Raw genomic sequence first — 24,057 nt, forward strand, 5'->3', positions numbered from 1 at the left:
AGTTTCTAAATGGGAGCGCTCAAAGCGGTTATTCAGTACTCGAAGTGGATAGGTCTGTAGCTGTCTTTCAGAAACAATTCCCGACGAATTACCTAGCACCCATGCTGGCTGCCAGCTGGCTGCCAGATTGATACTTATTCCTTAATTGAGAACACACCCTGTATAGAAAAGTAATCACGAAAGTATAACGTTTTGAGTGTGTTACGACAGCTTGCTGGCACGCCTGGGTAGTCGAGATCACCAATGAATTACTAACTACTTATTGAGCAGCTTTGAGCTGATTTGCGGACTTGACGTAGCATAGGACAGGATATCAAACGAAAAACAGATTTCTGTTTCTGACAGGTGGGTAACCTGCAGGTGGGAATCATGCAAACTTAGAATCTTCAGCACAATCGCTAACCCTAAGCCTGAATTGGGTGGGCGTACGCTCCCGTGTGCGTTTTCTATCCGATTGATCTGCGTTAAGTAATCTACTATAGCCTCTGGTAACGTCGACACGGAATTAATGACGGATACGGTAGCATATTGATCGGTGGAAGCCAATTGTATTCGCACATAACCGGCTTCCGGCGAATAGTGGATGGCGTTTTCCACTAAGTTCTGGAGTACATGCTCAATCATATTAATGTCAGCATAGCAGACCGACGGCAATTCACAATTTAGGCAGGTGAACGCAAGCTGTTTCTGCTTGGCGATCAGGTGAAAATTTGTGTAGGTTTCGGTCAGTAGGTCAGCTAATAGAAAGGGCTCCTTTTCGGGCTTTCGTTCTTTGGCTTCCAGTTTCGAGAGTTCAAATAGCTCATTGATTCGTTTGGTCAGTCGGGCTGTACTTTGTAAAATAGCACCCACATACTGCTTCTGGGTTGGATTGAGGGAAGCGTCCATATCCAGTGTTTCAGCAAAACCCCGGATGGAGGTTATTGGTGATCGCAGATCGTGGGAGACATTAGCAACCAGGTCGCGCCGGAGCTTCTCGGAGGTTTGCAGTTGAGCCAGGCTGCGGGCTAACTGATCAGCCATGGTATTAAAGGCATTGGCCAGGGGAACCAAATCGCTGGTGGGTGGCAACTGGGTACGGGCAGTTAAGTCGCCATCCCGAAAGTGCATAACGGTTCGGATAATTCGGGTCAGGTCACGAGTCAGCAGGGTAAAGACCACAAAGCCCACGGCCAAGGCAGCCAGCAGCATAAATAGGGTTGTTTTAAGCCCCCATTCGATGGAGTAATCTTTAAATAGCTGTACCAGCGTTGTGCCATAGCTTTCCCCCAGTAAAACGACATAGACGTATCCCAGCAGATGCCCTTTGTCTTGTACCTGAGCGGCCGAGAACACCTGCTGACTGGTGGCTTGCCGGGGATTATCGCCTTGAATAAAGACCAGGCCCTGGGTCTGAATAAACTGACGGATAGGGGCCAGATTAACCTGGTGCCGTTTTATTTTTCCGGTCGGTGCCTGATAGACTATAATTCGCCCCGTCGTGTCCAGCAGATATACTTCGGCACTGGGATTGGTTACCATGGCGTTGAAAAAAATGCGCTCAGTGGCTTGGTGGTTTACCTGGTTCATGCCTACAAAGGGCTCCGAAAACTTGGCAATATGCGTCGCCACTTCGCGGTTAAGTCGCTGGTGGGAGGCTTTAAAATAGCGAATCGCGATATAACCACTGAGTAGACTGTAGCCTGCCACCAGCAGAATCATTAAGACCGACAAGAGGCCCGCTAACCGGCCATAGGTAGCTGGAAACAGTTTGATCAGGTTGGATTTATTATTCATGAAGCGATGGGCTTTTCAGGCTCGGCAAATCGATAACCAATGCCCCAGGTGGTCAGAATGTAGATGGGTTGGGCAAAGTCCGATTCGATTTTATTGCGCAACCGGTTAATGTGGGCCGTTACCGTATGCTCGTAGCCCACAAAATGATAATCCCAAACGAACTGAAGTAACTCTTTGCGACTATAGCTCTTTCCCGGATTTTCGGCCAGTAAGACCAACAGATCAAATTCTTTTGGCGTGAGCTCGATTCGATTGCCGTTAAGGGTCACAATTCGATCAATCGTATGAATCCAGAGGGAACGGTGCGTAATAATCGAGGGGGGAACGGCTAAGGCTACCTGGGCTAGACCCGACCGGCGGAGCAGCGCCCGAACCCTGGCCATCAGTTCCTGAATGCCAAACGGTTTTGTCAGGTAATCATCCGCGCCTGCTTCCAGTCCGGCTACTTTATCCGCTTCCTGAGCTTTGGCCGTCAGCATGAGAATCGGGGTAAAATTGTCTCGCTGGCGAATCTGACGACAAATCTCAATGCCGTTCATATCGGGCAGCATCACATCCAGAATGCACAAGTCAACGGATTGCTGAGCGAGTTGGCCCAGGCCGTCATGGCCCGTATTCGCCGTAAGCACCTCGGCAGGTAGGGTACAGAGATGAATACGGACTAAATCGACTATAAGAGCATCGTCTTCAATGAGCAGAATTTTTTTCATAGATGGATTCAGACAAACAAGTCGGGTAGTCAGTCCGCAAAATTCCCGATTACGACTGAACGGAAAAATTTGATTATCAAAATGTTATACTTCTGTGATAACTATCCAGAGCAGAAAAAGCTTTTACCCTTCAGAACATTACCCGCCTTACAGCAGCCATTCCGTTTACTACTATGGCGACGCATTTGTTTCTGATAGACTCGTTTCACCCAATAAAAACAAAACATTTCTCATGAAAAAAGTAATCGCACTTGCTTTTATAGCAGCTCTGAGCCTGACCACAGCGACATTCGCTCAGGACAAAATGAAGAAAGACAAGATGTCGTCTCCAAAAATGAAAGACGATAAAATGGCAAAAGACAAAATGTCGGACGGCAAGATGATGGATGACAAAATGGGCGATGGCAACATGTCGAGTGGTAAGATGAAGAAAAGCAAAATGAAAAAAGACAAGATGAAGACCGACAATCCGTAAATGATTTGATCTGTCGAAGTAGTCAATGTCGTCAGGAGTAGGATGGCCTGTTCAGATCAAGTTCGTGTCTGGATGGGCTTTTTTTCTATTTTCTGGCGTTAAAGTGGTAAGAAACCGCCAGTAAAACACGCGTATTGCTACTGCGAAACCGGTTGTTATCCAAAGTTAGTTTGCGGCTGGTGGTGTATTCATTGAACTGAAAACTCAGTCCTCCGCGCAAACTGCAGTGCGGGTTAAGTCGGCACCGGACATATCCTTCCGAGTTTAGGCTTCCCCGGTCGCTTTTATCGCCAAGCAGCATATTAACTGTCGTTAGCCTGGCTTCCTGGACCGTACCACTTAGTGAGGATCGGATTGGACTATTGGCGATGAATGTACCCGATTGGGTAGGCCCGAACGAAAATCCAATCACGTCGATATTGACCCCCAGATCGACCCGGCGACTTACCGCATAGTCCAGGTTGAAGCTAATGTTAACCGAATGCCCTTGGGTTTTTGGTAGACGTAGCGTATCGATGTTCTCCTCCAGATCTTTACTGAACAAACCAATTACGCTGCCTTTCCCCTTACCCTTGACTAAATCAGCCGGTGCCGTACGGTAGTCGGTAGTGCTGCCAAATGCCGATGTGAGCCGAAGACCATAGCCAATGCTGAACCGATGCGAGGGACCCAGACCATGTAGGCGATTAATTGACAAAGCAACTGTTGTCAGGCTGCCTTTGGTGGCCAGACTTAAATCGACCGTTTGCGTTATCGAACGGATATCAGGCATCGTTTTGTCAAGCTGCGCCCATACAAACGCTGGTGAATAGAGCACTAAAATCCAGCCTAGTAGCGTAGTTGTGAATCGAATCATCGCGCTGGTTGAGTTGAGTCCTGAGGAATAAAGTGATTCATGTGACTTTGCGGTTGCTCTATAAACGATCAGCTCCGGATTGATTACCTCAAACACTCACTTTAAGCTGGGCCAGTCGAGTCGTCAGTTCAAGCATCTCCGCGTGGGGTACAATTGTAATCTGACAAAACTCCTTGAGCAGCGTTTTATAAGCCTGAGCAACGGGCCGGGGCTTTCGTACGAGCACTCGATACCGGTAGCGAACATGAAATCGGCGATGTTATGGGTGGGTAATCCGTTGCCAGCGGCTCCGCCAAACTGGTCGCCAGCGTAGTTGCCAACGCCGAAATGTTTTTTGATCGTGTCTAAAAATCCCTTGTGGGCCATACGCGTATTGGTTAGGCTGACCAGTGTAATAGTTCAGTGGCGTTATATTTGATCGGAAGCCGGTAGAATATTTGGTAAATCTTAAATTCAAGGAAGAAACTACACTTCTCGTGGAGAAGTTATCACAGGAGTATAACATTTAACCCCTTTGTAGCCCTTGTATACCGGTTCCCCATGACCAAGATCACCCAGCCCGTATGGGAGTAGATTATCCTAATGTCGGTCAGTGGTAACCCTTGTTCTATATGCCAGTCTCAGAAAACTAGCCCTTATTGCCTGGAACAGTCAGAATCAAGCCCCTATACGTCACTCAATCGGTATTCTTATCCTGGTGTTAACCATGTTCAGCTAACATTCGCCAGATACTGTTTTGATTCTAATGAACTGAAAATGTTATACTTCCGTGATAACTATGAACTAAGTCCTGGGTTATGACTACTGAACTAACCGTAGTCAACGTGATGAACAAAACTGTCTTTACTACCGGAAATAGCCATCCATTTTCGTATCGATATGGGTTGATGTTGATTTTTGCCAGTATAGTTTTTAGTGGGTGCCAGGACCACAGAATACCAGAAACACCTGATAGTAGTTTGCCAACGAATGTACTCTACATTGAAAACAACGTGCCAGTTGACAACCAGAATGCTATTCTGGCCTATCGCCGGGGTGCCGATGGTACGTTGACGGCATTGGGAGGTAGCCCATTTGTCACCAGCGGTAAAGGCGTGAGTAACCCCACCCAAAAGCTAGGCCCTGACGATTCGGATCAGTGTATTGCCCTGAGCGATGATAAAAAACGGTTATTTGCGGTCAACTCGGGGAGTAATACAATCGCCGTGTTTAACGTGGCTACCGATGGTTCATTGACACCCGTACCGAATTCCCCGTTTCCTTCGGGAGGAATAAATCCAACCAGTGTAAGTGTCGCTGGTAACAAGCTGTATGTTGTCAACAAAAACGACGATCCCCTGCAACCCAATACAGGCAAACCAAATTACACGGTACTCACGATCGAAACTGATGGTCGTCTAACCCCTTTGGCTGGATCAACCATTGAAACCACAGCCAATGTTTCGCCTAGTCAGGCGCATCTGGCACCGGGCAAAAAACTTTTATTCGGCGCTGATTTTCTCGCCTTTATGTTGCCAACGCCCATTGGAAGCCTACGGGCCTTTACCATTGGAGGAGATGGTAAACTCTCCCCAACGGCGGGTACACCCATGAATATCAGTGGTATGGGTGGAGCTTTAGGGTTATGGGCTCACCCCACGCAAAATGTGTTGTATGTTGGCCACCCCATTGAAGGTATGATTGGCGTGTATTCCTACGATTCAAACACGGGAGCGCTGACATTCCAGACGAAAGTAATGGCTGGCAAAGCGGTTTGTTGGTTGCGGGTCAATAAGGCAGGAACGCGCCTGTATGCGCTGGTAAGTGGTGAAAATAGAGTGGCTGTTTATGATCTTACAAATCCGCTGACTCCCGCTAATTTGCAGTTTCTGGACTTAAAAAATTCAGGTCCTTCTTATGAAGTTCCCATGGCTGGCCCCTTCACAACCAGCGAACCCTTTCACGAGGAATTATCACCGGATGAAAAATATCTATACGTAATTAACCAGCATACCAATCCTGATTTTACCATCAGTGGTAATTATAATTACCTGCATACCCTTGTTGTCAGTGCCAATGGGCAGATTTCAGAACCGAGCGAACCCCTGCAAATTCCGGTTGACAAAACGGTACGCCCACAAGGAATCGTCGTTTATTGATTCAGAATGTGTTGAGCTGTTGGCTAATACAAGGGTAAATTAATGCCTGGTTAGCTAGTGTGACAGGGTTCGTTTTGATAACGCATGTAGGCCGGGTGTAGGACAAGTTTATGTTGACTGATTATCGGCCCTGCTGTAATCCTGTCAAAAAAAAATTGTTCTGCACCTTGTAGGTCTTTCTCAACCAACCTTTCGCATTTTTCAATCTGGCCAATAATGGCAGGTTACATACCGCTAGTACAATGAATAAAAAATAGATGACTAATCCGGGTACTGACCAAACCATGGGAGGTATGCATAAACAAATGTATAAATAATTGTAAATCTAGTCACATAAATTATTTACAATAACTGTCACTACAATCCGTGGCATACGGGAGTTTTATATTACACCGAAGCCGATTCTTTATTGTATCTCGCTTTATACGCCAATGGCGATAAGCTGGTTATCTTTCTGAATACCTCCCTGAACGCTTTGTCGTCGGAATAGCCAACTTCGTCCATTACTTCGAAAATTGATTTTCGACCTTTCTCCAATGACTTTTTAGCTACTTCGATTTTTACCCGCTGCAAATATTCGACCGGTGTGTTGCCCGTGGCTTTGATAAAACGCCGGTCAAAATTGCGTCGGCTGATGGCCAGTTCAGCCGCTAATTCCTCAAATGAGATCTTTCCGCTTAGATGTTCTTCGATGTATGTCTGCGCCTGCTCGATTAGGGAATCGCCATGATTTTTCTGAGTCTGGAAAATAAAGAAAGGCGATTGCGAGCTGCGCTCCATATCGATCTGAAATATTTTTGAACAGTAAATAGCGGTCTGTCGATCAAAATATTTTTCGACTAAAAACAGGATCAGGTTCAAAAAAGAGTAAGCCCCTCCATTCGTATAGATTCCTTTCTCGGCTGTAATGAGTTTATCGGCCTGCAGGTTGATTTTGGGGAACATCTGCCTGAAACTGGCTTCCGCGCTCCAGTGCGTCGAACACAGTCTGCCGTTTATCAAGCCGGTAGCCGCCAGCAAAAAAGCCCCGGTGCACATACTCGCAATTTCGGCCCCACCCAGATACTGTTCCCTGATCCAGCCGATCATTGCTTCGTTCTCTCTGATCAATTGCGCCGAGTAGGGCGCCGATGGAATAATAAGCAGGTCCGTTTTGGCTATCTCCTGGATATGGATTGGATGCACCGTAACAAACCCGGCATCCAGCTTCAGTTCAGACACGGTGCTGGCCAGGGTAATCTCCAGCATAGGTTTGTTGCCCTGCTTTCGCCAGTACGCGTTCGCGCTGGTCAGAATTTCATGCGAACCAGTTATGCTGCTGAGGTTGGCGTTGCCTTTGGGGACAAGTATAGTAACGTGTTTCATGGCCCGTTTTTTGGTCAAAACTACGGCTATTTTTTGTCCAAATCAACCCGGAAGAATGTCTAGTTTACACCCTGACACGCCGACATCAAGACACTACTTTTGCTTCGTTCTTAGTGACTAGGATTCAGTAACCCAACTAAAAACGATGTTGTTAACAAACAAAGTAACTGTTATCTACGGGGCTAGCGGTGCGGTGGGTAGTACTGTCGCCATGACCTTCGCCCGGGAGAGAGCGACGCTTTTCCTGACCGGTCATTCACGGACAGGGGTGGGCAAATTGGCCGGGGAAATTAATGCCGCCGGGGGCTCTGCCGAAGCCGCCCAGGTCGATGAGCTGGACGAAAGAGCCGTCGAGGTGCACCTGAATCGGATATCGAGCGAGCGGGTAGACTTGACATTTCATTTAATGCGATTGGGCTTCGTAACACCACCTTACAGGGTACTCTACTCACCGACCTGGCTCTCGCTCGATCAGTTTATGGCACCCATCCAGACACACGTTCAAGCCAATTTTATCACCGCAAGACTGGCCGGACGGCTAATAGCCGCGAAAGGCTCGGGGGTGATCATGACCGTTACGTCAACGCCCTCCCGGATTGCCAATCCCCTCATGGGCGGAGTAGCCGTAGCGATGGCCGCCCAAGAAGCGCTGATCCGTGATCTATCCGTCGAACTGGGACCAAAAGGTGATCGCGTGCTTGGCATTCGGACACACGGAATGTCGGATAGCGACACGATAAAAGAAGTCTTCGGCCTTCACGCTAGGGCGTATGATATTACCCGCGAGCAATTTCAGCAGTTGGTTGCCGAGCGGACGCATCGAAAGCGCTTGCCTTCGCTTCAGGAGATGGCCTGAGTAGCCGTATACATGGCGTCTGACAACGTAAGCGCTATGATGGGCACCGTGGTAAACATGAGTCTGGGAGCCATTGCAGACTAAGTAATACCCTTACTTAATGAACAGAGGCCTGGTAACCCGGGAACAACTACATCATTTACCAGTCAAAAAAACATGAACAAAAAAGTTATTTTAATCACCGGTACCAATAGTGGTTTTGGCTGGCTAACGGCCAACAGTTGTGCGGCTTCAGGGCATCGTGTCTACGCGACTATGCGCGACGTAAGCGGCCGAAATGCCAATCGGGCACAGGCGCTGGTGCAGCAGGCGGGGATAATCGTGCTGGATGTCGACGTGACCAGTAGCTCGTCGGTGACTGATGCGGTAGCTACCATCCTTGGCAAGGAAGGCCGTATCGATGTGCTGATCAATAATGCCGGACTTTACGCGACCGGTATCACGGAAACGTTCACGGACGATGATCTCGACAGCGTACTGGACGTGGATGTGAAAGGCCCATGGCGCCTGATCAGGGCCGTTTTACCCCACATGCGCCAGCAGAAAGAAGGATTAATTATCAATATGTCAAGTGTGGCGGGCCGCTTCTCTGTTCCGTTTCAAACGGTGTACAACAGTGCCAAATTTGCCGTTGAAGGACTGACTGAAGGCTTGTATTATGAAGTGAGACCTTTAGGGGTAGATGTGGTCATGGTACAGCCCGGCCCTTTTCCAACGGAGATTTTCGGCAAAATAGTCACCGGTTCAGACGCCACCGTCATTGCCGGCTATGGCGATCTGGCCCAGGTTCCCGGGCAGATGGGGGCCGGTGTGGCCCAGTTGTTTACCACCCTGAAGCCAGACCCGCAACTGGTTGCCGATGCGATCATTCGCTTGATTGACACCCCCGCTGGTCAACGACCCTTGCGGACGGTTGTTGACCCCGTTGCTGGCCGCTTTACTGAACGTGCAAACGATTCTGTGAAAAAGGAATACGACCAGTTCATGACGGCATTTGGCATGGAGAGTTTCCTGAACTGAACGTTCCACTTTTTACTCCCCGAAAAACAACGATGATAACATCCGATTACACCACATCGCTAGTGGTGGACCAAAGCCCGGAAGAGGTATTCAATACGATCAACAACGTTGAGTGGTGGTGGAGCGAGAATCTGGAAGGGACTTCACAAAACGTGAATGATGAATTCACCGTCGACTTTCCCGGCATCCACCTCTCGACGCAAAAGGTAGTGGCGCTTATTGGGGGCCGAAAAATTGAATGGCTGGTTACGGACAGTAACCTGACCGGTTTCCAGGATAAACAGGAATGGACGGGTACAACCATCCATTTCGACATCACTGCGATAGGAAACAAAACACAGATTCAGTTCACGCATGTGGGACTGGTGCCCGACGTAGCATGCTACAACTCCTGCACAAGAGGCTGGACGTACTTCATTGATGGCAGCCTGTACAAGTTGTTCACCGCAGGGAAAGGGCAACCTGGTAAGTCATCGCCCAAAGCTGAATTGTAATAGAAGAAATCAATCTAACATCAAACCAAAATGATCCCAAACAAAACAGCCCTGACAACCGAGGAGGTGGTAGCCCGATTTGACGAGCTCGCCCAGCAAGAAAAGTGGTTTGACATTCTCGACGAGCTTTTTGACGATGCTGTGAGAAGCATCGAACCCCCAAATTCCCCCTATTTTAAGAATGCGGAAGGTAAACTCGCCGTTCGCAAAAAGGGAGAAAACTGGGTTAAAAAGGTGCAGGAGTTTCATGGTGCTTACACTACCCATCCCATTCTAGGTGGCAATCATTTTGCAGTAGGCAGGAGCTTTGATATTACCGTAGAAGGGTTTGGCCGGATAAAGATTGAGGAACTCATGGTATACGAAGTGAAAGACGGTCAGATCGTCGTCGAACAATTCTTCTATTAGAAAAATGCGGTAGTGAACATCCCTCACGAAAAGAATTCGCATCATTGATCAATGGGGGTTCCATAGCGAAATCAAATCAAATCAAAATTAACCACGTGGGGAGTGAACCACGCATCCTGTTTATGAAAAATCTAAACGGCAAAAAAGCAGTCGTTATTGGCGGTAGCCGGGGCACCGGTCTGGCCATTGTCGAAGCCCTTCAATTGGAAGGTGCTGAGGTACTTGTGGTCGCGAGAAATCCCGAATCGCTTGCTGAACTTGTCAGCAAATGGCCCAACGCACGCACGCTACAGGCCGATATGACGGATGCCGCTACGATCGAAACCGTTTTTCGGGAGGCCCCCGATCTGGTGATCCTGGCGGGTGGGGCAATGCCACCTTCACAACCGGTCGTTGAACTGGATTGGGAAACCTTCAGCACGAACTGGAATACCGATGTGAAAGCGTCGTATATGCTTACACAGTATGCCCTCACCAGGCCAGCCAAAGCCGGCACCCTAATTGTGTTCCTATCCAGTGGGGCAGCCATCGGTGGGTCACCCATTTCGGGCGGATATGCGGGTTCCAAGCGGATGCAGATGTTTCTGGCCAACTACGCCCAGCTAGCCTCGAATCGACTGGGGCTTGGTCTGCGCTTCCTGACGTTGGCCCCCTGGCGACTCATGAAGAACACCGGCGTTGGCGATGTTGTGGTGCCTAAATATGCCGCCTTCCTGGGCGTTTCGGAAGACGATTTCGTGGCCGGAATGACCCAGGCACAGACGAAAGAAGACGTTGCCGACGCTGTTGTGTCAGTTGCCAAACAATGGCCAGCTGTGCAGGAAGGTAACGTGTTTGTGGTGTCAAGCGAAGGTATAGCGACTGAATCAGATATGTTAAAAGGGGCACCCTTCTGGGCAAAACGCTGACCAGCAACGAACCTGAGCATGAACGACGACCTGAAATCTGCCGAACGACCGATTGTTGTTCTGAGTGCATCTGGCCGGGTGGGTACTGTTGTGGCCCATCAGCTTCTAAGAGCCAATATCGGCATACGGGCGGTAGCCCGGCATACCCATACGCTGAAGGATCTGGCCGAGCAGGGAGCCGAACTATGGAAAGGCTCTCTGCTCGATCAGGCGTTTATGAATCGCGTATTTGCGGGTGCCAAAGCCGCCTTTGTGCTGACGCCCGGCGATACGATGACGCCCGATCTGCATGAAGAACAGCGTCATAACAACGAGCATATTGTGGAAGCAATCCGAGTGGCTGGTCTTACCCATGTGGTGTTTCTGAGCAGTTGGGGAGCTGAACTATCCGACAAGAAAGGCACCATTTACGGCTGTTATCTGATGGAGACCCTGCTTAATAGCCTACCCGACCTCAACGTGGTGCATCTGCGCGCCGTGTGGTTCATGGACAATTTTATCTACAGTATCGGTCTTATAAAAATGGCCGGTATCAACGGCCTTTCCATCGACCCGGACTTTGCCTTTCCCTGTATCGATAGCCGGGACATCTGGATGGTAGCGGCAGCGTACCTGAAGCAATTAGATTTTTCCGGGAAGACCATCCATTATCTCCAGGGGCCACGTGACTATACGATGAACGAAGTGACCACCATCCTGGGGACTTCTATTGGTAGGCCTTCTTTGCGCTACCTGAAGATTCCGAAAGTCGTTATGATCAACGGTCTGAAAAACACGGGAATCATATCGGCCAATGTGGCGCAGTTGCTTGCCGAGACAAACGAGCGTATTGATTCCGCCAGCGTTCATGGCGAGCCACGTACCCCGCATAACACAACACCAACGACGCTGGATAAATTTGCCCGCCAAAAATTTGCGCCTGCGTATATTGAGACTCCGTCAGCATCGTTGCTCCAGAAAATTCAGGGTGCTTTTCTGCGGATTTATCTGTCTATTTCCTAAGACTGCTCTGTAACTGACATGATGCATTACCACGTGGCCGAGATCAACATTGCCAAAATGAAGGGAGTAACAATAGACGACCCCGTTATAAACGAGTTTGCCGACAATCTGGACCGGGTGAATGCCCTGGCTGAAAACAGCGCGGGTTTTGTGTGGCGGCTCAAAGACGAATCGAACAATGCCACGTCAGCCCGTTTGATGATGAGCAGGTCATCATCAAACGGGCTGTCTGGGAGAACCTGGAAAGCCTTGAAACCTTTACGTACAAAACGTTTCATACTGATTTTTGAAACGTCGAAACGAGCGGTTTCACCGGTTCGGCAAGGTGTATCTGGCCATGTGGTGGGTGCCCGCCGGGCATCTGCCCACTGTGCAGGAAGCGGTTAATAAACTAGCGTATCTCCAGGAAAATGGAGCGAACGAACTGGCTTTTGATTTCAAAAAGACATATGCCCCACCTGGCCAGTAGCACCTCTATTCGTAATCCTTGCGGCTGTTCGTTTTTTTAACTTCACGTTTGCGTAGTGTACACCTTACTTTGCAACTACGTTAAATTCATAATACCGGCATTTTGGTGAGGTCATGGCCTTAAATTATTCGGAGGTTTAAATGAACGGTTTTGGCCATTTATGACGGCTCGTTCAATTGATAATGATAACTGCCCTTTTTGTGATCGTTCACAAATGAACTAGTTTATACAAATCAGTTAATGTAAGTTACATTTTATATCCACTTCCATTTGACCACGTAAAGCTCATAGGAGAGGAGGTAGTATACAGTAGGGGGTATCCCTTTTGGTTCCACCGCCCCCAAACAGCCGTGCCCCTTCGGTAGCCAATGGTTCATGGGCGTATTTTGCTTTGACGGTTCGGTAAACGGTTAACATAAACAGAGCAGGATAACTAGCCGACAATGCCATGTTCGATGCGGCCCAGCACATCCCCCACGAGTCCAAACCCAGTCGTTGTGTCGAGTAGAGCCAAAGGGGACTGGGTCCACAGTCGAGGGGATTCGTCAAGATGAAGTGCTGGAACGAGCCAAGAGGTTCGTTGTGGATAGATAGCCCTCCGACAGTGGGTGCATCATTATAAACTTACATGAATTAGACATGTGCTATATTCAACTAGGTCTAAGCTATTTTCTGATAGAAGAGCCGAAAATGCTTCTCAATAAATGCCCTATTAATGCAATAGAAATATGGATATTTCTTCGTATCAAGCTGGGAGGGTTTCATGAAATCCTCTTTTAGTTGGATTGAGGGAGTTTTTTCTAATGATGGCAAAACCTGGGAAGCCGAGTCAGCCCAGACCTTTACACGCATCAAGTAATAAAGATAGCTAATTCTGGAAGAACAGGTATCACGGGATGGACAGTCGCCAGCACGATACGTAGGGGGTGTTTGCCGTTTCGTACGGCAGCGGCCGACCGTAAAATCTGTCACTTGACCGATTTAGGGGGGTGGTCAACATTCGTACAAAATGTTCCATGATGAACGTATCATACTGATAAGTGTTCTGATAATCAGATAATTGTAAATAAATCTTGCTTTTACATTAGTTGAAAGACTGCCTAAACTTCAAGGGTGATTGTTTGGTCTTTGTTTTAAACAAAGTACTGAAGGATTGGGGATGTTCAAAACCCAATTGATAGGCTACTTCGCTGATGGATAAGTTAGTGGTGGATAATTTTTCTTTTGCTTTGTCAATTAGCTTCAGGTGGATATGCTGCTGCGCATTTAAGCCAGTCAGGGACCTAAGCATATCGCTTAAATAGTGGGGAGAGAGATGAAGCCGATCTGCCAGCAACTGTACGCTCGGAATGCCTTGATTAAAGGACACATCAGTATTGAAATATTCATCCAGTATATCTTCCAGCTTTTGTAGCAGATCATGGTTAACCGCTTTGCGGGTCAGGAACTGGCGTTTATAAAAGCGGTCGGCATAAGTTAGCAGCAATTCGATCTGTGAAATAATAACGTCTTGGCTAAGTGCATCAATCCTGCTATTCAATTCTACGTCAATAAGTTTTGCGATAGCAAGGATAGTTACCTTTTCCTGGTCGGATAAATGTAGCACCTCATTCGCCGAATAGGAAAAAAAATCATATTGCCTGATCTTTTTTGCCAAAGGATAGTTCAGTAGCAGATCGGGATGAACGAACAGGGTGAAGCCGCTAAAGTCCAGGTTTTGTTCACTCGTTCCAGTGAGTTGGTTCGGCGCCAGGAAAAACAGGCCTCCCTCGTCAAAATCATAATAATGCTGCCCGTATTTAAATTTACCTTTCAGGTTGGGTTTATAGGATATTTTGTAAAAGGACAGCGTGAATTGTTTGCAGGTTATATCAGGCGAAGTGAGTTTGCCGTCGGTGTTATAGACCAAGCTTATCAGCGGGTGCACAGGCTTAGGTAAGCCCAGCACCCGCTGAAATTCAGACAGCGATTCAAATTTATAGGGAGCCTCTGTTTCTTTTTTCATTTTTTTAATGCTAAGATAGCCATTAGGTCACCACGGTATAACTGTATTTTCCCAACGGGTAAATGTACCGCTCGGTCCGTCCGGGCCAAGTAGGGCAATGCGCACCACTTCGCGAGAACCATCTTCAACAGATTGCGTGCCCTCATAGCCATTAAGGTTTGTGCTGGTAAACTCAGGAGACACCAAATTGACCTTGATGTTGGTCGCTTCCAATTCAACCATGATAGCCAGCGTGATGGCATTGAGCGCTGTCTTGGACGCGGGATAAACAGGACTGAAAAATTTATGGTAAGGATAATTAGGATCAGCATTAGCAGTTAGAGAGCCAACACCACTCGATACGTTGACTATACGAGCATCTGATGATTCGCGCAGTAAGGGCAACATAGCCTGGTAAACGGCTAGCGGGCCGAATACGTTAGTTTCCCAGACGTCACGAATTTCATCAAGGGAGACCGTGCTTGCATTACTGATCTTGGCGTATTCCAGAAGCGATAGATCGCCTTTGCGGGTATTAGAGATAGCTGCATTATTGACAAGCAGATCAAGACGGCCAAACTCCTTTTCAATTCGTTCTGCCGCAGCTTGGATCGAAGCCTGGTTCGTTACATCGATCTGGATGGGGATTGCACCAGTCCCAATTTCTTTAGCCGCTGTTTCACCACGTCCGAAATCACGTGAGCCGAGCAGTACAGTAATTCCATTTGCCACCAATTCTTTTGCTACCTGAAGTCCTACTCCCTGGTTGGCCCCGGTGATTAGGGCAATACGTTTGTGTTGATTTTCCATAACACAAAGGTCAAGTACCCCCACTTATTATTTATAAGCTAACTGCGGATTTTCGTAGGCTATTTGGGAACGGAGATCTCCTTTAAAATATACACGTCAAAAATACCTCATTGGCTGGCAGGGCCTATTGTCACGCAACTTGAATTATTACTATGCTTACCGCTTATCCGTAAGTGGCCAAATGTCGTACGCTTATGAACCATGTCAGTCGAACTATTAGCCGCGTAAGAGCTACAGCCTACATAAAGAAAAGGACGATGGCTATTTACCCCGTTAAAGTACAACGTCTGGTTGATTTGCAGTAGATGATTAAGCGTTGTACTTTTTCAAATCGTTGTATAATGAGCTCAATAAAATGAAAAATAATCGCGAAACTATGTATAATGGTTATTATCTTATAATCTCCAAAAAATACAATTGTCTTTTCTGACAAATTTTGGAGTTTGAAATCAAGTGACGGATTTTACGGTCGGCCGCTGCCGTACGATTCGGCAAAACTACACTACATAAAAGCCTTTGCCAATCTTTATAGTGGCAAAGGCTTTTGTAAAACGGCTTACCCCTTGGGGGCTTACCGGCGGACTAAACCTGGGGGCGATCCCAGAAAGCTGGTGGTTCTACGCCCAGGGTGCGTAGGTAGACATAAGCCTGACCCCGGTGATGAATTTCATTATCGATCAGGTAGAAAACAAACCAGTAGATAGGGCCTTCATACAGGCCAAAAGCCTTGTCGACTTCTTGGAAACGAGCGAGGGGAATCTGCGGCCAATGGGCATTAATCGTCTCGGTCACCCGATCCCACTGGGCCAGTACCTGTATCTTCGTCGTTGCTTTGGGGGGTGCCTCCGAACCCTCGCCAAAGGAAGGCCACTGGCCCGAAATAACGCCCTGCATGCTCTGGTCGGCCATTTGCAGGACTTCATCAATCAGCGCCGAGAAAGGTCGCATGCCGCCCAGGGTATACGAAAAGAAGTGTTCGTCGGGGTAGGCTTCGATCAACCGGCGGGTGAGTCCCCGGTGTCCCTGCCAATGGGCAAGAAGTTGCTCGGATGAGAGAACGATCTGATCCATCGTTTGGCTAAGCTGCGCTGTGTTTTCCATGACCTGCTATTGATTGACGTTGTCGATTGATTAACCACACAAAGAAAAGCCAGGGGAGTGACAGCGGTATGTCAGTAGTGAACCCAGTCGACTGTAAATAATCAACCTCAGCAACACTATTTATAATGCTAGCTGGTTGAAGCGGTTGCAGGCCACAAACGCAGCCGGTACAAAGACGACGTACCCCCTCTTTTGCATTCCAATTAATGAAATTCACCGCATTACAAATTATCACCAGACGTAGCGGCAAAACGCCCTATTTATCGACAAGTAATTCTTACTCGTCTCATGTGGGAGCGATTTATGAGAATGAAAAATAAAGGTAATGAATCCGAAACGACTGGTACAGATTTGTAGCACGTGTAAACACTCGTATGTATGTGGACAAACAGGGCGGACGAAGTTCAACGAAGCCGTTAACAAGCAAAGTGAAAGCTAGACATGGACAGTTTTCTCTCCTTGTTTTCTGAATGTGCCCGGAGAAACGCCGATTACTTTGCTAAATAATCGGTTGAAGTAAGTCGCATCGTCAAAACCCAAAGAGTCAGCTATTTCTTTTAGGGATAGGTCGGAATAATATAACAATCGCTTAGCTTCCCGCATTAATTCCTGTTGAATCGAATAGGTAACCGGGAAACCTGTTACCGATCGGACGGTATCATTCAGGTGGCTTACCGTCATATTCATCTGGGCCGCAAATTCGGAAGGTCTTCTCAAGGATTTGAACTGGCGACGCACCAACTGCTTGAACGTTTTGGTGATCTCAATACTACGGGCGGGGTGTCTGATTAAGTGGAACCGTTCAGTAGATAGGTAAGTGGATGCAAGCTGATAGACCAATGCGGTTACCAACGATTGTAGTATCGTCTGCTGAAACAGCTGTGCCGGATCAGTATAAACGCTGTATACATGAGAAATGAACGAGAAAAAGCTCATGGATTGCTCAGGCGCTAACGGTACGAGAATGATTTCCGATAGGCACTGATCCAAGATGTTTTGAAGCGGTTCTTCCAATAGGGAGGGATTAAACGCTAAAAACCAGCCCCGCTCCAATTGAGCAGATATAATTCGATGAATCTGTCCAGGATAAGAAAGAAAAAGGGTTTGATCCATTAACTGAACATGCTCAAAATCCACCTCAAGTTCTATATTGCCTTTGTCCACCAACACACAGTAATAGAAATCATGGCGATGAGGCCGGGAAATTTCGTAGGCCAAAGGGGATGAGTTCTCTGCACCAAACGGCTTCATATAGACTCCCGCAAACCAATCATCCATTTGATGTACCGGTATTTTTCCTTTCTTGTTCATCGATGTGATTTTGATCAAACAAATAGGCTGTTGCTAAACAACAATGATCAATAAGTAGTCTATTGCACCTAAAGTAACATACAAAGATGGACAAATCGCGTTTGTCCATCTTTGTCAATAGAGCATCAATGCCTACTCGTGGGTTTCTAGTTGATCCCTCGCTGATATTCACTGTGTAACTGAGCTGCCGCCTTCGAGTTGAATAAATTTGCCAGACGAGCGCGTGCCGTCATTTGACGAAACGTACCATGCTGGGTGGCATCACCGGCATCATGCATCATGTCGGTCATCCAGACCGCAAAATCCTGGTAGTTCCAGATGTGAGGTAGGACTGTTTCAGAATAGTTCGTCAAGGCGGTTGTATCCTGGTCGCGCACCGCCTTCAGGATTGCCTGAGACAGAATATCGACATCGTAAAGAGCAAGGTTCATTCCCTTGGCACTGGTAGGCGGCACCAGGTGCGCGGCATCACCGACAAGAAACAGTTTTCGATACTGCATGGGGGCATACACCACGGATCGAAGCGGAACGAAGAATTTATCAAGGACCGTAGCATTCTGAATCGTTTCATCACAAAGCCGTAGCCGGATTTCATCCCAAAGTCGCTCATCTGGCCAGTTTTCGGGACCATCACTCAAGGCGCATTGCAAATAATAGCGACTCCGGTGGGGCCCTCGGGGAAGCTGAGCGACACAGCCGTGATCACTGACACCCATTATTGCATGACCGGTGAGAGGTGCTTCAACTAGCGCGGCCAGCCATGCATAACCAAACTCATAGCTATATTTGGTCAAGATGCCATCTGGGATCGATGCCCGGCTGACACCACGGTCAGCGTCGCACCCGGCAATGTAGTCGCAGGTAAGCTCGTGCGAACCGCTGGCATCTGAGTAGGTTACCTGTGGACGTTTACCTTCTTCATTATGGATCGCCACATCAGTAAGCTCAAAACGCACATCACCGGCCCTTTTGTCGATAAATTCACGCATCAGGTTGCCCACAAGCATCTGCTGAGTACAAAACCGACTCGGACTGCCGTCTTCTCCAACGACCTCAAAAACATGGCTAGAGCCGTTAAGACGATAATCAATCGTCTGGGCGAGTGGACCAAATAGGAGTTTGTCAGCCAAGTCCCATTGTTCAAACATGCGTACCGCCCGCGCATCGACAACACCCGCCCGCTGCCGCCTTTCGATGTAAGCTCGATCACGCCTTTCTACTACCACACAAGCCACACCGGACTTTTGTAAGAACGTCGCCAATGTTAGGCCCGACACGCCGGCTCCAATAATGACTACTGTAGTCTCTTCACCCCCATTCTTTTGATCTGCTTTCATCTTTATCAGTACCTATTGTCTATTTAATTTTTTTGACAAAGGTCACTGAAGGAAAAACGTGGATTGATTAACGAGTCACGGTAGTACTTGGACAAATCACGGATTTAGCCGGGATGTTATACAAACGCTCAATTACCATTTTGCTCTTGATACTCACTCGATTGATAACCCAGAAGATTAGACGTTTCTTTAATTTATTGATCTTTAATTACAACGGATTGTATACGTTTTGATTTACTATCTCACCAAACGCCCGTTTTAGGCTGCAACACATAAAGGTGGATTTGTCTCAAAAAGGAGGGTATTTTGAGAATCCTGAATTTTATAAGAGGCTAGGAAGATTCTATACATTGGCTAATAGATGACTTGATTATTCAACAACTTCAGAGCTAGTCTAATTGAATGAATGACGAAACATTACCGGAGAGGAATCGGTCTTAGTCTTAAACAACTTACTGAACGATTGGGGATGCTCGAAACCTAACCTATAAGCAATTTCACTAATAGATAAAGTAGTTGTAGATAGCATTTCTTTGGCTTTGCCAATGAGCTTGTTATGGATATGTTGTTGAGTGTTTTGCCCGGTCAGGGTTTTTAGTAAACTGCTTAAGTAAGTAGGGGACAAATTGAGTTGTTGGGCCATGTAGCCTACCGTTGGCAAGCCCGATTTTATCAATTCATCCCCCTCATAATAAGCCGCTAGTAAGGCCTCGAATCGGTCAAGAAATTGGTGGTTGACAATCTTGCGGGTAATAAACTGCCGCTGGTTAAACCGGTCAGAATAGTTGAGCAGTACCTCAAGCTGGGCAATGATAATGTTCTGACTGAACTTGTCGATGGGCGTCTGATACTCCAACTGAATCTGCTGGATGAGGCCAACGATCATTGATTCCTCCGTGTCCGACAAAAACAAGGCTTCACGAATGGAGTAATCAAAATAGTCATAGGCTCGAATCCCTTTGGCCAAAGGGGTACCCCATAGAAAATCGGGATGAATCATTAACAGCCAACCGGTATGCTCGTGTACTTCATCAGTCGTAATAGTAAGCACTTGACCGGGTGCCAGAAAGTGCATCACCCCTTCATCGAAGTCAATCGCCTGTTGGCCATATTTCATTCGGCCGTTGAAATTTCGTTTCAGCGCAATTGAGTAGAAGTTATTGACAAGGCTTTGGGGCTTTTCAATTCTTCCTGGTTTAATATCCTCAAACCGGACCACACTAACGAGTGGATGACATGGCTTGGGAAGATTAGCCAGTTGATGGTAAGCGGATATCGTATCAATCCGGTAAAGCAGCTTGGCGGGCATTATTCGACGGGTTTACGGCCCCTAATTTTCTTCTACGCAAAGCTAGGGAGTTTATATTACAGGGTATACAGCAATCGTAACCCTTCATGGAGTGTAGTAGGCTTTCGGCCCAGTAGCCTTTCCAGATCAGGGCTTACAAGATCTTCTTGTCCATTGGCAATGTCCTTAATAAACCCGGTAATACGCCGGGCCATTACAGCGGATAAACCGCGTCCTATTAGTTGGGTTTCAAACGTAGCTGGTTCTGAGGGTGAATAAACGACTGACTGGCCGGATAGGTTAGTCAGGGCAGCCGCTATGTCATAAAACGAGTAAGACTCACTACCTGTTAAGCGATAAGTTGTGCTGCCTTCATGGTTGGTAACCAGTGCATTCGCGATGGCTTCACCCATTTCGTTTCGTAGCGCCAGAGCAACTCTCGCTTGCCCAGCTGGCAGGTTAATACCGCGCTCAAAAACAGCGTCACCCCCTACAAACTGGGGAATAGCATCCATATACAGGATGTTCCGAAATAGAATATAGGGTAGTCCACTCGCTTTAATATAGTCCTCCGTCTGGAAGTGCCCTTTCATCAACTGGTTAACCAACGTTGCGGGATCTTTCAGCGCTCGGCTCGTGTAGGCAATTCGTTGAACATCCGCTTTCTTAGCTGTATTCACAACATTCTGATGTTGGCTCACTCGGTTCTCCTCGTCCGTACCCGCAATCAACAGGAGAGTCTTAATACCTTGCATCGCATGGTTAAGAGTATTGATGTCATCATAATGACCTATACGTATGGTTACCCCCTGTTTAATTAAATTAGCGGCTTTAGTTTCATCTCGCACAAAGGCAGCAATCTGACTAGGGGGTATTTTTTGCAGTAGGTGGTGGATAACGGTGGTACCTAGCTGGCCTGTGGCTCCGGTTACTAAAATCATTGTATTACTCTGTTTTGGTTGACACAAAGGTCTGCTTTAGCCAATACACGGACGTATCCAGATTTGTGGTTTTTGTAGCCAAGTTAACTATTTAGTGCATGGTGTGTTTGTGTTGTTCGTCTTTTGAAACGCCCATTTCTTGAAGCATATGTATGAAGACTCTGTCGTCTCCAGTAGGAGCCTTTGTTCAGCGAGTAAGCAAATGTGATTTGTATTCGGATTTGTTGGCGGGGTAATAGGCGGGAACCGCTCAGATACATAATAGTACCGTTGATCCGCCACTTTGTGCTGTCGATGGCCCCCTCATCCAGGTGAAGGGCACTGATTTGTACACCGCTGCTCAAGTCGGCCGTGGCGATGGGGGTATTCCGCAGCGTGCTGCCCTTATATAGGGTAGGATAGCGCTTGACTACAATCGTTTTCAAGGTATCGGGGCTATTGTTGACGTAGTCAATCGTTACCGTGCCGGAAAGCCGGCAGGAAACCGGGTCAAAAGAGACATCAATAGCCTAATCACCTTTGTTTTGCCAATAGTTTTTCCCCGGAATGCCCTGGATGCTTCTGGTGACTTTCTCCATACGGCGGTCGGTTGGCAAATACTGCGCCGTAGCTCAACAAGCTACGGCAACGAACAGCAGCATACGAATGAGAATGAATCGAGTCATATACGGGGTAAGAAGGGTACAAACGTAGCTGAGCCGTCCAACGGTTAGGCATAAATAGCGCTCAGGGCTTTATCAAGGGTAGGATAGGTATAGTGATAGGCTTGCAAAAGCCGTTCTGGTGGTACGGCCCTGGTGCTATTGAGCATAAAAGCACTGCGCTCCCCCATCATCAGCTTAAGCATAAAAGCGGGAATGGAAGGCATCCAAAGTGGTTTGTGAAAGTGCCGGGCCAGGGCTTCCATAAATTGCCGATTGGTGAGCAGACCCGGAGCGGTTTGGTTGACCACACCCACTAATGAACTGTCCCGAACCGCCAGGCCATACAGCCCCACCACGTCCTGCAGATGTATCCAGGGAACCCACTGGCGACCGCTGCCGATAGTTGCCCCAAAACCCGACTGGATCATCGGTACTAACGATGCCAACGCCCCACCCTCTTTAGTGAGGACGACCCCGGTGCGAAATATAACCACGCGCAGGCCCAGGGCTTTCCCTTCACCAACAGCAGCCTCCCATTCCTGGCAGACCGTACCCAGAAAATCGAGCGATGGCTGGCTTTGCTCGGTCAGGATTTCATCGAATCGGTCCCCGTAGAACGCGATACCCGAGGCCGAGATGACCGATTTGACGGCATGAGGCCGCTGGCCCATCAATCGGTAGAGGAGCCGTATCGATTCGGTACGGCTGCGGCTAATTTCCAGCTTGCGGGCGGGCGTCCAGGTCTCATCGGCGATGTCCGCCCCTGCCAGATGAATGATCGTATCGACCCCGTCCAGGCAACGCGCATCAATCTGTTGATCCACAACGTTCCAGCCGTAGGTCGTGACGTCAGGAATGATGGATGGGGTACGGCTCAGGTGGCTAACCCGGTGCCCTTCCCGGAGCAAGGCCTGCGTTAACGACTTGCCGACCAGGCCATTGCCGCCGGTAAGCAGAACGTGGTGCTTTTGTTGTTGGTGGTTGTTCTTCATGACATGTGGCCGTTCAGGCGTTCGGGGAATGGTTGGGAATGAGGATTACCTTGCCATATGCCGTTCGGGATTCGGCCAGTTCCATGGCCTGCCGAATGTGGTCAAGGGGAAAACGGGCGGCAATGCGGGGGGTAAGCACACCACTGGCCAGCAGGCTCATGATCTGGGCAAAATCGTCCTGTGAGCGGGTTTGAAACGCCTGACTACCCCGACCCGCCATGACGTCATAGAACAAAGCCTTGCGACCATTGGGCAGCAGGTTCCACCAGGTTAGATGGGCAATCAGGTTGATGAAGTTAAGTAGCATCGATTTTTTACTCAGCATTGCCGAGGCAATCGCGTAGCTGACCAGGATGCCACCCCGTTTGAGTAAGCGAAAGGAGTGCGTAATACCGGCACCACCCACATTGTCGAAAACGGCATCGACCCCATCAGGCGCCAGTTCCCGGATGTGCTGGGCCCAGTTTGAGTCGTTATAATCTATGGGCTCAACGCCCTGTTCTTTCAGGGTGGCGTGATGTCGACGCGAAGCCAGTCCGATGACCCGTACGCCAGCATGCAGGGCCAGTTGTACCAAGGTTGTGCCGACACCACCATTGGCTCCATGCACGACGATGGTTTGACCCGCGCGAATGTGGGCTTTCCGATGCAACATCTGCCAGGCCGTGAGCCCATTGACGACCAGGGCTTCGGCTTCGGCCGGATCAATCCCAGCCGGAACAAGCAACAACTCGTTGGCAGAACACAGGGAATAGCTGGCCCAGCCCCCGGTTTTGGTCAGGGCAGCCACCCGTTTGCCCATCAACGATGCATCAACGTCGGGACCAATGGCCACTACGGTGCCGACCAGATCGTAACCCGGCACAAAGGGAAACGCCGGCTGGCCCGGATAACGGTCACGGCGCATGGCCTGCTCGGCAAAGGAGATGCCACTGGCTTCCACTCGGACAATCACCTGGCCAGTCGCTGGCTTGCTGAGTTCGTTGCTTTGAATGAGGAATCCACTGGGTTCCACCGGGGCTGGTAGCACGACCTCCTGGCTAAAGAATGGGATCGAATTGGCTTGGTTTATCGTTTGCATCGCTTTGTCTGTTTGTGTGTAACAAAGCTACCGGACCACCTTGGGCCAAAACGATAACAAAAGATAAGAACGGGTCGGGCCTTGCCTCACC

Annotated in this window: 27 protein-coding genes; 12 read left to right on the top strand and 15 right to left on the bottom strand. The window is 48.3% G+C overall.

The window, feature by feature from the left end; translation table 11 throughout:
• Positions 1 to 255: 255 nt before the first annotated feature.
• Together ACFS25_RS27885 and ACFS25_RS27890 are read right to left on the bottom strand one after the other, a co-directional pair.
• On the bottom strand, positions 256 to 1,776 hold the full coding sequence (locus tag ACFS25_RS27885; protein WP_381507889.1) for a sensor histidine kinase: 1,521 nt from the start codon (positions 1,774 to 1,776) through the stop codon (positions 256 to 258).
• Positions 1,773 to 2,486 (bottom strand): response regulator transcription factor, encoded by a 714-nt coding sequence (locus ACFS25_RS27890; protein WP_381507891.1) that lies wholly within the window; start codon positions 2,484 to 2,486, stop codon positions 1,773 to 1,775. Before ACFS25_RS27890 ends, ACFS25_RS27885 begins: the two co-directional genes overlap by 4 nt.
• 232 nt (positions 2,487 to 2,718) lie before the next feature.
• On the opposite strand from ACFS25_RS27890, the gene ACFS25_RS27895 reads away from it, so the two are divergent.
• Complete coding sequence (locus ACFS25_RS27895; RefSeq protein ID WP_381507893.1) at positions 2,719 to 2,961, top strand: pentapeptide MXKDX repeat protein; 243 nt, start codon at positions 2,719 to 2,721, stop codon at positions 2,959 to 2,961.
• Between the two features lie 85 nt (positions 2,962 to 3,046).
• Here ACFS25_RS27895 and ACFS25_RS27900 read toward each other — a convergent pair whose 3' ends face one another.
• Positions 3,047 to 3,817, bottom strand: a complete 771-nt coding sequence (locus ACFS25_RS27900; protein WP_381507895.1) for a hypothetical protein — start codon at positions 3,815 to 3,817, stop codon at positions 3,047 to 3,049.
• A gap of 79 nt (positions 3,818 to 3,896) precedes the next feature.
• On the opposite strand from ACFS25_RS27900, the gene ACFS25_RS27905 reads away from it, so the two are divergent.
• Positions 3,897 to 4,130 carry a hypothetical protein gene (locus ACFS25_RS27905; RefSeq protein WP_381507897.1) on the top strand — a complete coding sequence of 78 codons (234 nt, stop codon included), beginning with the start codon at positions 3,897 to 3,899 and terminating at the stop codon, positions 4,128 to 4,130.
• A gap of 484 nt (positions 4,131 to 4,614) precedes the next feature.
• Entirely contained in the window at positions 4,615 to 5,955 is a 1,341-nt protein-coding gene (locus tag ACFS25_RS27910) for a lactonase family protein (protein ID WP_381507899.1), read from the top strand.
• 387 nt (positions 5,956 to 6,342) lie between these two features.
• Here ACFS25_RS27910 and ACFS25_RS27915 read toward each other — a convergent pair whose 3' ends face one another.
• Entirely contained in the window at positions 6,343 to 7,320 is a 978-nt protein-coding gene (locus ACFS25_RS27915) for a GlxA family transcriptional regulator (protein WP_381507901.1), read from the bottom strand.
• 145 nt (positions 7,321 to 7,465) lie between these two features.
• On the opposite strand from ACFS25_RS27915, the gene ACFS25_RS27920 reads away from it, so the two are divergent.
• From ACFS25_RS27920 to ACFS25_RS31910, 8 genes are all read left to right on the top strand, one after another.
• On the top strand, positions 7,466 to 8,176 hold the full coding sequence (locus ACFS25_RS27920; protein WP_381507903.1) for an SDR family NAD(P)-dependent oxidoreductase: 711 nt from the start codon (positions 7,466 to 7,468) through the stop codon (positions 8,174 to 8,176).
• Between the two features lie 156 nt (positions 8,177 to 8,332).
• A complete protein-coding gene (locus ACFS25_RS27925; RefSeq protein ID WP_381507905.1) occupies positions 8,333 to 9,196 on the top strand; it encodes an SDR family NAD(P)-dependent oxidoreductase in 864 nt (287 codons plus the stop codon).
• Between the two features lie 32 nt (positions 9,197 to 9,228).
• Entirely contained in the window at positions 9,229 to 9,690 is a 462-nt protein-coding gene (locus ACFS25_RS27930; RefSeq protein ID WP_381507909.1) for an SRPBCC family protein, read from the top strand.
• Between the two features lie 30 nt (positions 9,691 to 9,720).
• Positions 9,721 to 10,098 (top strand): SnoaL-like domain-containing protein, encoded by a 378-nt coding sequence (locus ACFS25_RS27935; protein WP_381507911.1) that lies wholly within the window; start codon positions 9,721 to 9,723, stop codon positions 10,096 to 10,098.
• Positions 10,099 to 10,220: 122 nt separating this feature from the next.
• Entirely contained in the window at positions 10,221 to 11,006 is a 786-nt protein-coding gene (locus ACFS25_RS27940) for an SDR family NAD(P)-dependent oxidoreductase (RefSeq protein ID WP_381507913.1), read from the top strand.
• 18 nt (positions 11,007 to 11,024) lie between these two features.
• Positions 11,025 to 12,008, top strand: a complete 984-nt coding sequence (locus ACFS25_RS27945) for an NmrA family NAD(P)-binding protein (protein WP_381507915.1) — start codon at positions 11,025 to 11,027, stop codon at positions 12,006 to 12,008.
• A gap of 18 nt (positions 12,009 to 12,026) precedes the next feature.
• The gene (locus ACFS25_RS27950; protein WP_456243005.1) at positions 12,027 to 12,395 is read left to right on the top strand and encodes a DUF3291 domain-containing protein; all 369 of its coding nucleotides are present in this window, start codon (positions 12,027 to 12,029) and stop codon (positions 12,393 to 12,395) included.
• Positions 12,346 to 12,477: a DUF3291 domain-containing protein gene (locus ACFS25_RS31910; protein ID WP_456243006.1), complete on the top strand. Its 132-nt coding sequence runs from the start codon at positions 12,346 to 12,348 to the stop codon at positions 12,475 to 12,477. The genes ACFS25_RS27950 and ACFS25_RS31910 overlap by 50 nt, the downstream gene beginning before the upstream one ends.
• A 433-nt stretch (positions 12,478 to 12,910) precedes the next feature.
• Here ACFS25_RS31910 and ACFS25_RS27955 read toward each other — a convergent pair whose 3' ends face one another.
• From ACFS25_RS27955 to ACFS25_RS27995, 9 genes are all read right to left on the bottom strand, one after another.
• Entirely contained in the window at positions 12,911 to 12,991 is an 81-nt protein-coding gene (locus tag ACFS25_RS27955) for a hypothetical protein (RefSeq protein WP_381508019.1), read from the bottom strand.
• A 570-nt stretch (positions 12,992 to 13,561) separates the two neighbouring features.
• Positions 13,562 to 14,482, bottom strand: coding sequence for a helix-turn-helix domain-containing protein (locus tag ACFS25_RS27960; RefSeq protein WP_381507917.1), 921 nt, complete (start codon positions 14,480 to 14,482; stop codon positions 13,562 to 13,564).
• A gap of 27 nt (positions 14,483 to 14,509) precedes the next feature.
• Positions 14,510 to 15,271, bottom strand: a complete 762-nt coding sequence (locus ACFS25_RS27965; RefSeq protein ID WP_381507918.1) for an SDR family NAD(P)-dependent oxidoreductase — start codon at positions 15,269 to 15,271, stop codon at positions 14,510 to 14,512.
• A gap of 582 nt (positions 15,272 to 15,853) precedes the next feature.
• Positions 15,854 to 16,372, bottom strand: a complete 519-nt coding sequence (locus ACFS25_RS27970; protein ID WP_381507920.1) for a DinB family protein — start codon at positions 16,370 to 16,372, stop codon at positions 15,854 to 15,856.
• A 435-nt stretch (positions 16,373 to 16,807) separates the two neighbouring features.
• Entirely contained in the window at positions 16,808 to 17,683 is an 876-nt protein-coding gene (locus tag ACFS25_RS27975; protein WP_381507922.1) for a helix-turn-helix domain-containing protein, read from the bottom strand.
• 146 nt (positions 17,684 to 17,829) lie between these two features.
• A complete protein-coding gene (locus ACFS25_RS27980) occupies positions 17,830 to 19,020 on the bottom strand; it encodes a 4-hydroxybenzoate 3-monooxygenase (RefSeq protein WP_381507924.1) in 1,191 nt (396 codons plus the stop codon).
• 394 nt (positions 19,021 to 19,414) lie between these two features.
• Positions 19,415 to 20,329, bottom strand: a complete 915-nt coding sequence (locus ACFS25_RS27985; protein ID WP_381507926.1) for a helix-turn-helix domain-containing protein — start codon at positions 20,327 to 20,329, stop codon at positions 19,415 to 19,417.
• A gap of 56 nt (positions 20,330 to 20,385) precedes the next feature.
• A complete protein-coding gene (locus tag ACFS25_RS27990; protein WP_381507928.1) occupies positions 20,386 to 21,249 on the bottom strand; it encodes an SDR family oxidoreductase in 864 nt (287 codons plus the stop codon).
• A gap of 83 nt (positions 21,250 to 21,332) precedes the next feature.
• The gene (locus tag ACFS25_RS27995) at positions 21,333 to 21,674 is read right to left on the bottom strand and encodes a hypothetical protein (RefSeq protein ID WP_381507930.1); all 342 of its coding nucleotides are present in this window, start codon (positions 21,672 to 21,674) and stop codon (positions 21,333 to 21,335) included.
• 99 nt (positions 21,675 to 21,773) lie between these two features.
• Here ACFS25_RS27995 and ACFS25_RS28000 point away from each other — a divergent pair, with 99 nt between their 5' ends.
• Entirely contained in the window at positions 21,774 to 21,962 is a 189-nt protein-coding gene (locus ACFS25_RS28000) for a hypothetical protein (RefSeq protein ID WP_381507931.1), read from the top strand.
• Here ACFS25_RS28000 and ACFS25_RS28005 read toward each other — a convergent pair.
• Together ACFS25_RS28005 and ACFS25_RS28010 are read right to left on the bottom strand one after the other, a co-directional pair.
• Positions 21,959 to 22,885 carry a TIGR01777 family oxidoreductase gene (locus ACFS25_RS28005; protein ID WP_381507933.1) on the bottom strand — a complete coding sequence of 309 codons (927 nt, stop codon included), beginning with the start codon at positions 22,883 to 22,885 and terminating at the stop codon, positions 21,959 to 21,961. The genes ACFS25_RS28000 and ACFS25_RS28005 overlap by 4 nt on opposite strands.
• Before the next feature lie 13 nt (positions 22,886 to 22,898).
• On the bottom strand, positions 22,899 to 23,966 hold the full coding sequence (locus tag ACFS25_RS28010) for a medium chain dehydrogenase/reductase family protein (RefSeq protein ID WP_381507935.1): 1,068 nt from the start codon (positions 23,964 to 23,966) through the stop codon (positions 22,899 to 22,901).
• Positions 23,967 to 24,057 lie beyond the last annotated feature (91 nt).

This window comes from Spirosoma flavum, from assembly GCF_042686045.1.
Classification (GTDB): Bacteria; Bacteroidota; Bacteroidia; order Cytophagales; family Spirosomataceae; genus Spirosoma; species Spirosoma flavum.

Excerpts from the sequence above, each read along its gene's own strand:
- ACFS25_RS27990 (WP_381507928.1), bottom strand. The coding sequence starts at position 21,249 with ATGATTTTAGTAACCGGAGCCACAGGCCAGCTAGGTACCACCGTTATC.
- ACFS25_RS27925 (WP_381507905.1), top strand. The coding sequence starts at position 8,333 with ATGAACAAAAAAGTTATTTTAATCACCGGTACCAATAGTGGTTTTGGC.
- ACFS25_RS27910 (WP_381507899.1), top strand. The coding sequence starts at position 4,615 with ATGACTACTGAACTAACCGTAGTCAACGTGATGAACAAAACTGTCTTT.
- ACFS25_RS27895 (WP_381507893.1), top strand. The coding sequence starts at position 2,719 with ATGAAAAAAGTAATCGCACTTGCTTTTATAGCAGCTCTGAGCCTGACC.
- ACFS25_RS27890 (WP_381507891.1), bottom strand. The coding sequence starts at position 2,486 with ATGAAAAAAATTCTGCTCATTGAAGACGATGCTCTTATAGTCGATTTA.
- ACFS25_RS27985 (WP_381507926.1), bottom strand. The coding sequence starts at position 20,329 with ATGCCCGCCAAGCTGCTTTACCGGATTGATACGATATCCGCTTACCAT.
- ACFS25_RS27915 (WP_381507901.1), bottom strand. The coding sequence starts at position 7,320 with ATGAAACACGTTACTATACTTGTCCCCAAAGGCAACGCCAACCTCAGC.
- ACFS25_RS27940 (WP_381507913.1), top strand. The coding sequence starts at position 10,221 with ATGAAAAATCTAAACGGCAAAAAAGCAGTCGTTATTGGCGGTAGCCGG.
- ACFS25_RS27935 (WP_381507911.1), top strand. The coding sequence starts at position 9,721 with ATGATCCCAAACAAAACAGCCCTGACAACCGAGGAGGTGGTAGCCCGA.
- ACFS25_RS27900 (WP_381507895.1), bottom strand. The coding sequence starts at position 3,817 with ATGATTCGATTCACAACTACGCTACTAGGCTGGATTTTAGTGCTCTAT.
- ACFS25_RS27965 (WP_381507918.1), bottom strand. The coding sequence starts at position 15,271 with ATGGAAAATCAACACAAACGTATTGCCCTAATCACCGGGGCCAACCAG.
- ACFS25_RS28010 (WP_381507935.1), bottom strand. The coding sequence starts at position 23,966 with ATGCAAACGATAAACCAAGCCAATTCGATCCCATTCTTTAGCCAGGAG.
- ACFS25_RS27975 (WP_381507922.1), bottom strand. The coding sequence starts at position 17,683 with ATGAACAAGAAAGGAAAAATACCGGTACATCAAATGGATGATTGGTTT.
- ACFS25_RS27945 (WP_381507915.1), top strand. The coding sequence starts at position 11,025 with ATGAACGACGACCTGAAATCTGCCGAACGACCGATTGTTGTTCTGAGT.
- ACFS25_RS27970 (WP_381507920.1), bottom strand. The coding sequence starts at position 16,372 with ATGGAAAACACAGCGCAGCTTAGCCAAACGATGGATCAGATCGTTCTC.
- ACFS25_RS28005 (WP_381507933.1), bottom strand. The coding sequence starts at position 22,885 with ATGAAGAACAACCACCAACAACAAAAGCACCACGTTCTGCTTACCGGC.
- ACFS25_RS27930 (WP_381507909.1), top strand. The coding sequence starts at position 9,229 with ATGATAACATCCGATTACACCACATCGCTAGTGGTGGACCAAAGCCCG.
- ACFS25_RS27920 (WP_381507903.1), top strand. The coding sequence starts at position 7,466 with ATGTTGTTAACAAACAAAGTAACTGTTATCTACGGGGCTAGCGGTGCG.
- ACFS25_RS27885 (WP_381507889.1), bottom strand. The coding sequence starts at position 1,776 with ATGAATAATAAATCCAACCTGATCAAACTGTTTCCAGCTACCTATGGC.
- ACFS25_RS27950 (WP_456243005.1), top strand. The coding sequence starts at position 12,027 with ATGATGCATTACCACGTGGCCGAGATCAACATTGCCAAAATGAAGGGA.
- ACFS25_RS27960 (WP_381507917.1), bottom strand. The coding sequence starts at position 14,482 with ATGAAAAAAGAAACAGAGGCTCCCTATAAATTTGAATCGCTGTCTGAA.
- ACFS25_RS27980 (WP_381507924.1), bottom strand. The coding sequence starts at position 19,020 with ATGAAAGCAGATCAAAAGAATGGGGGTGAAGAGACTACAGTAGTCATT.
- ACFS25_RS31910 (WP_456243006.1), top strand. The coding sequence starts at position 12,346 with ATGTGGTGGGTGCCCGCCGGGCATCTGCCCACTGTGCAGGAAGCGGTT.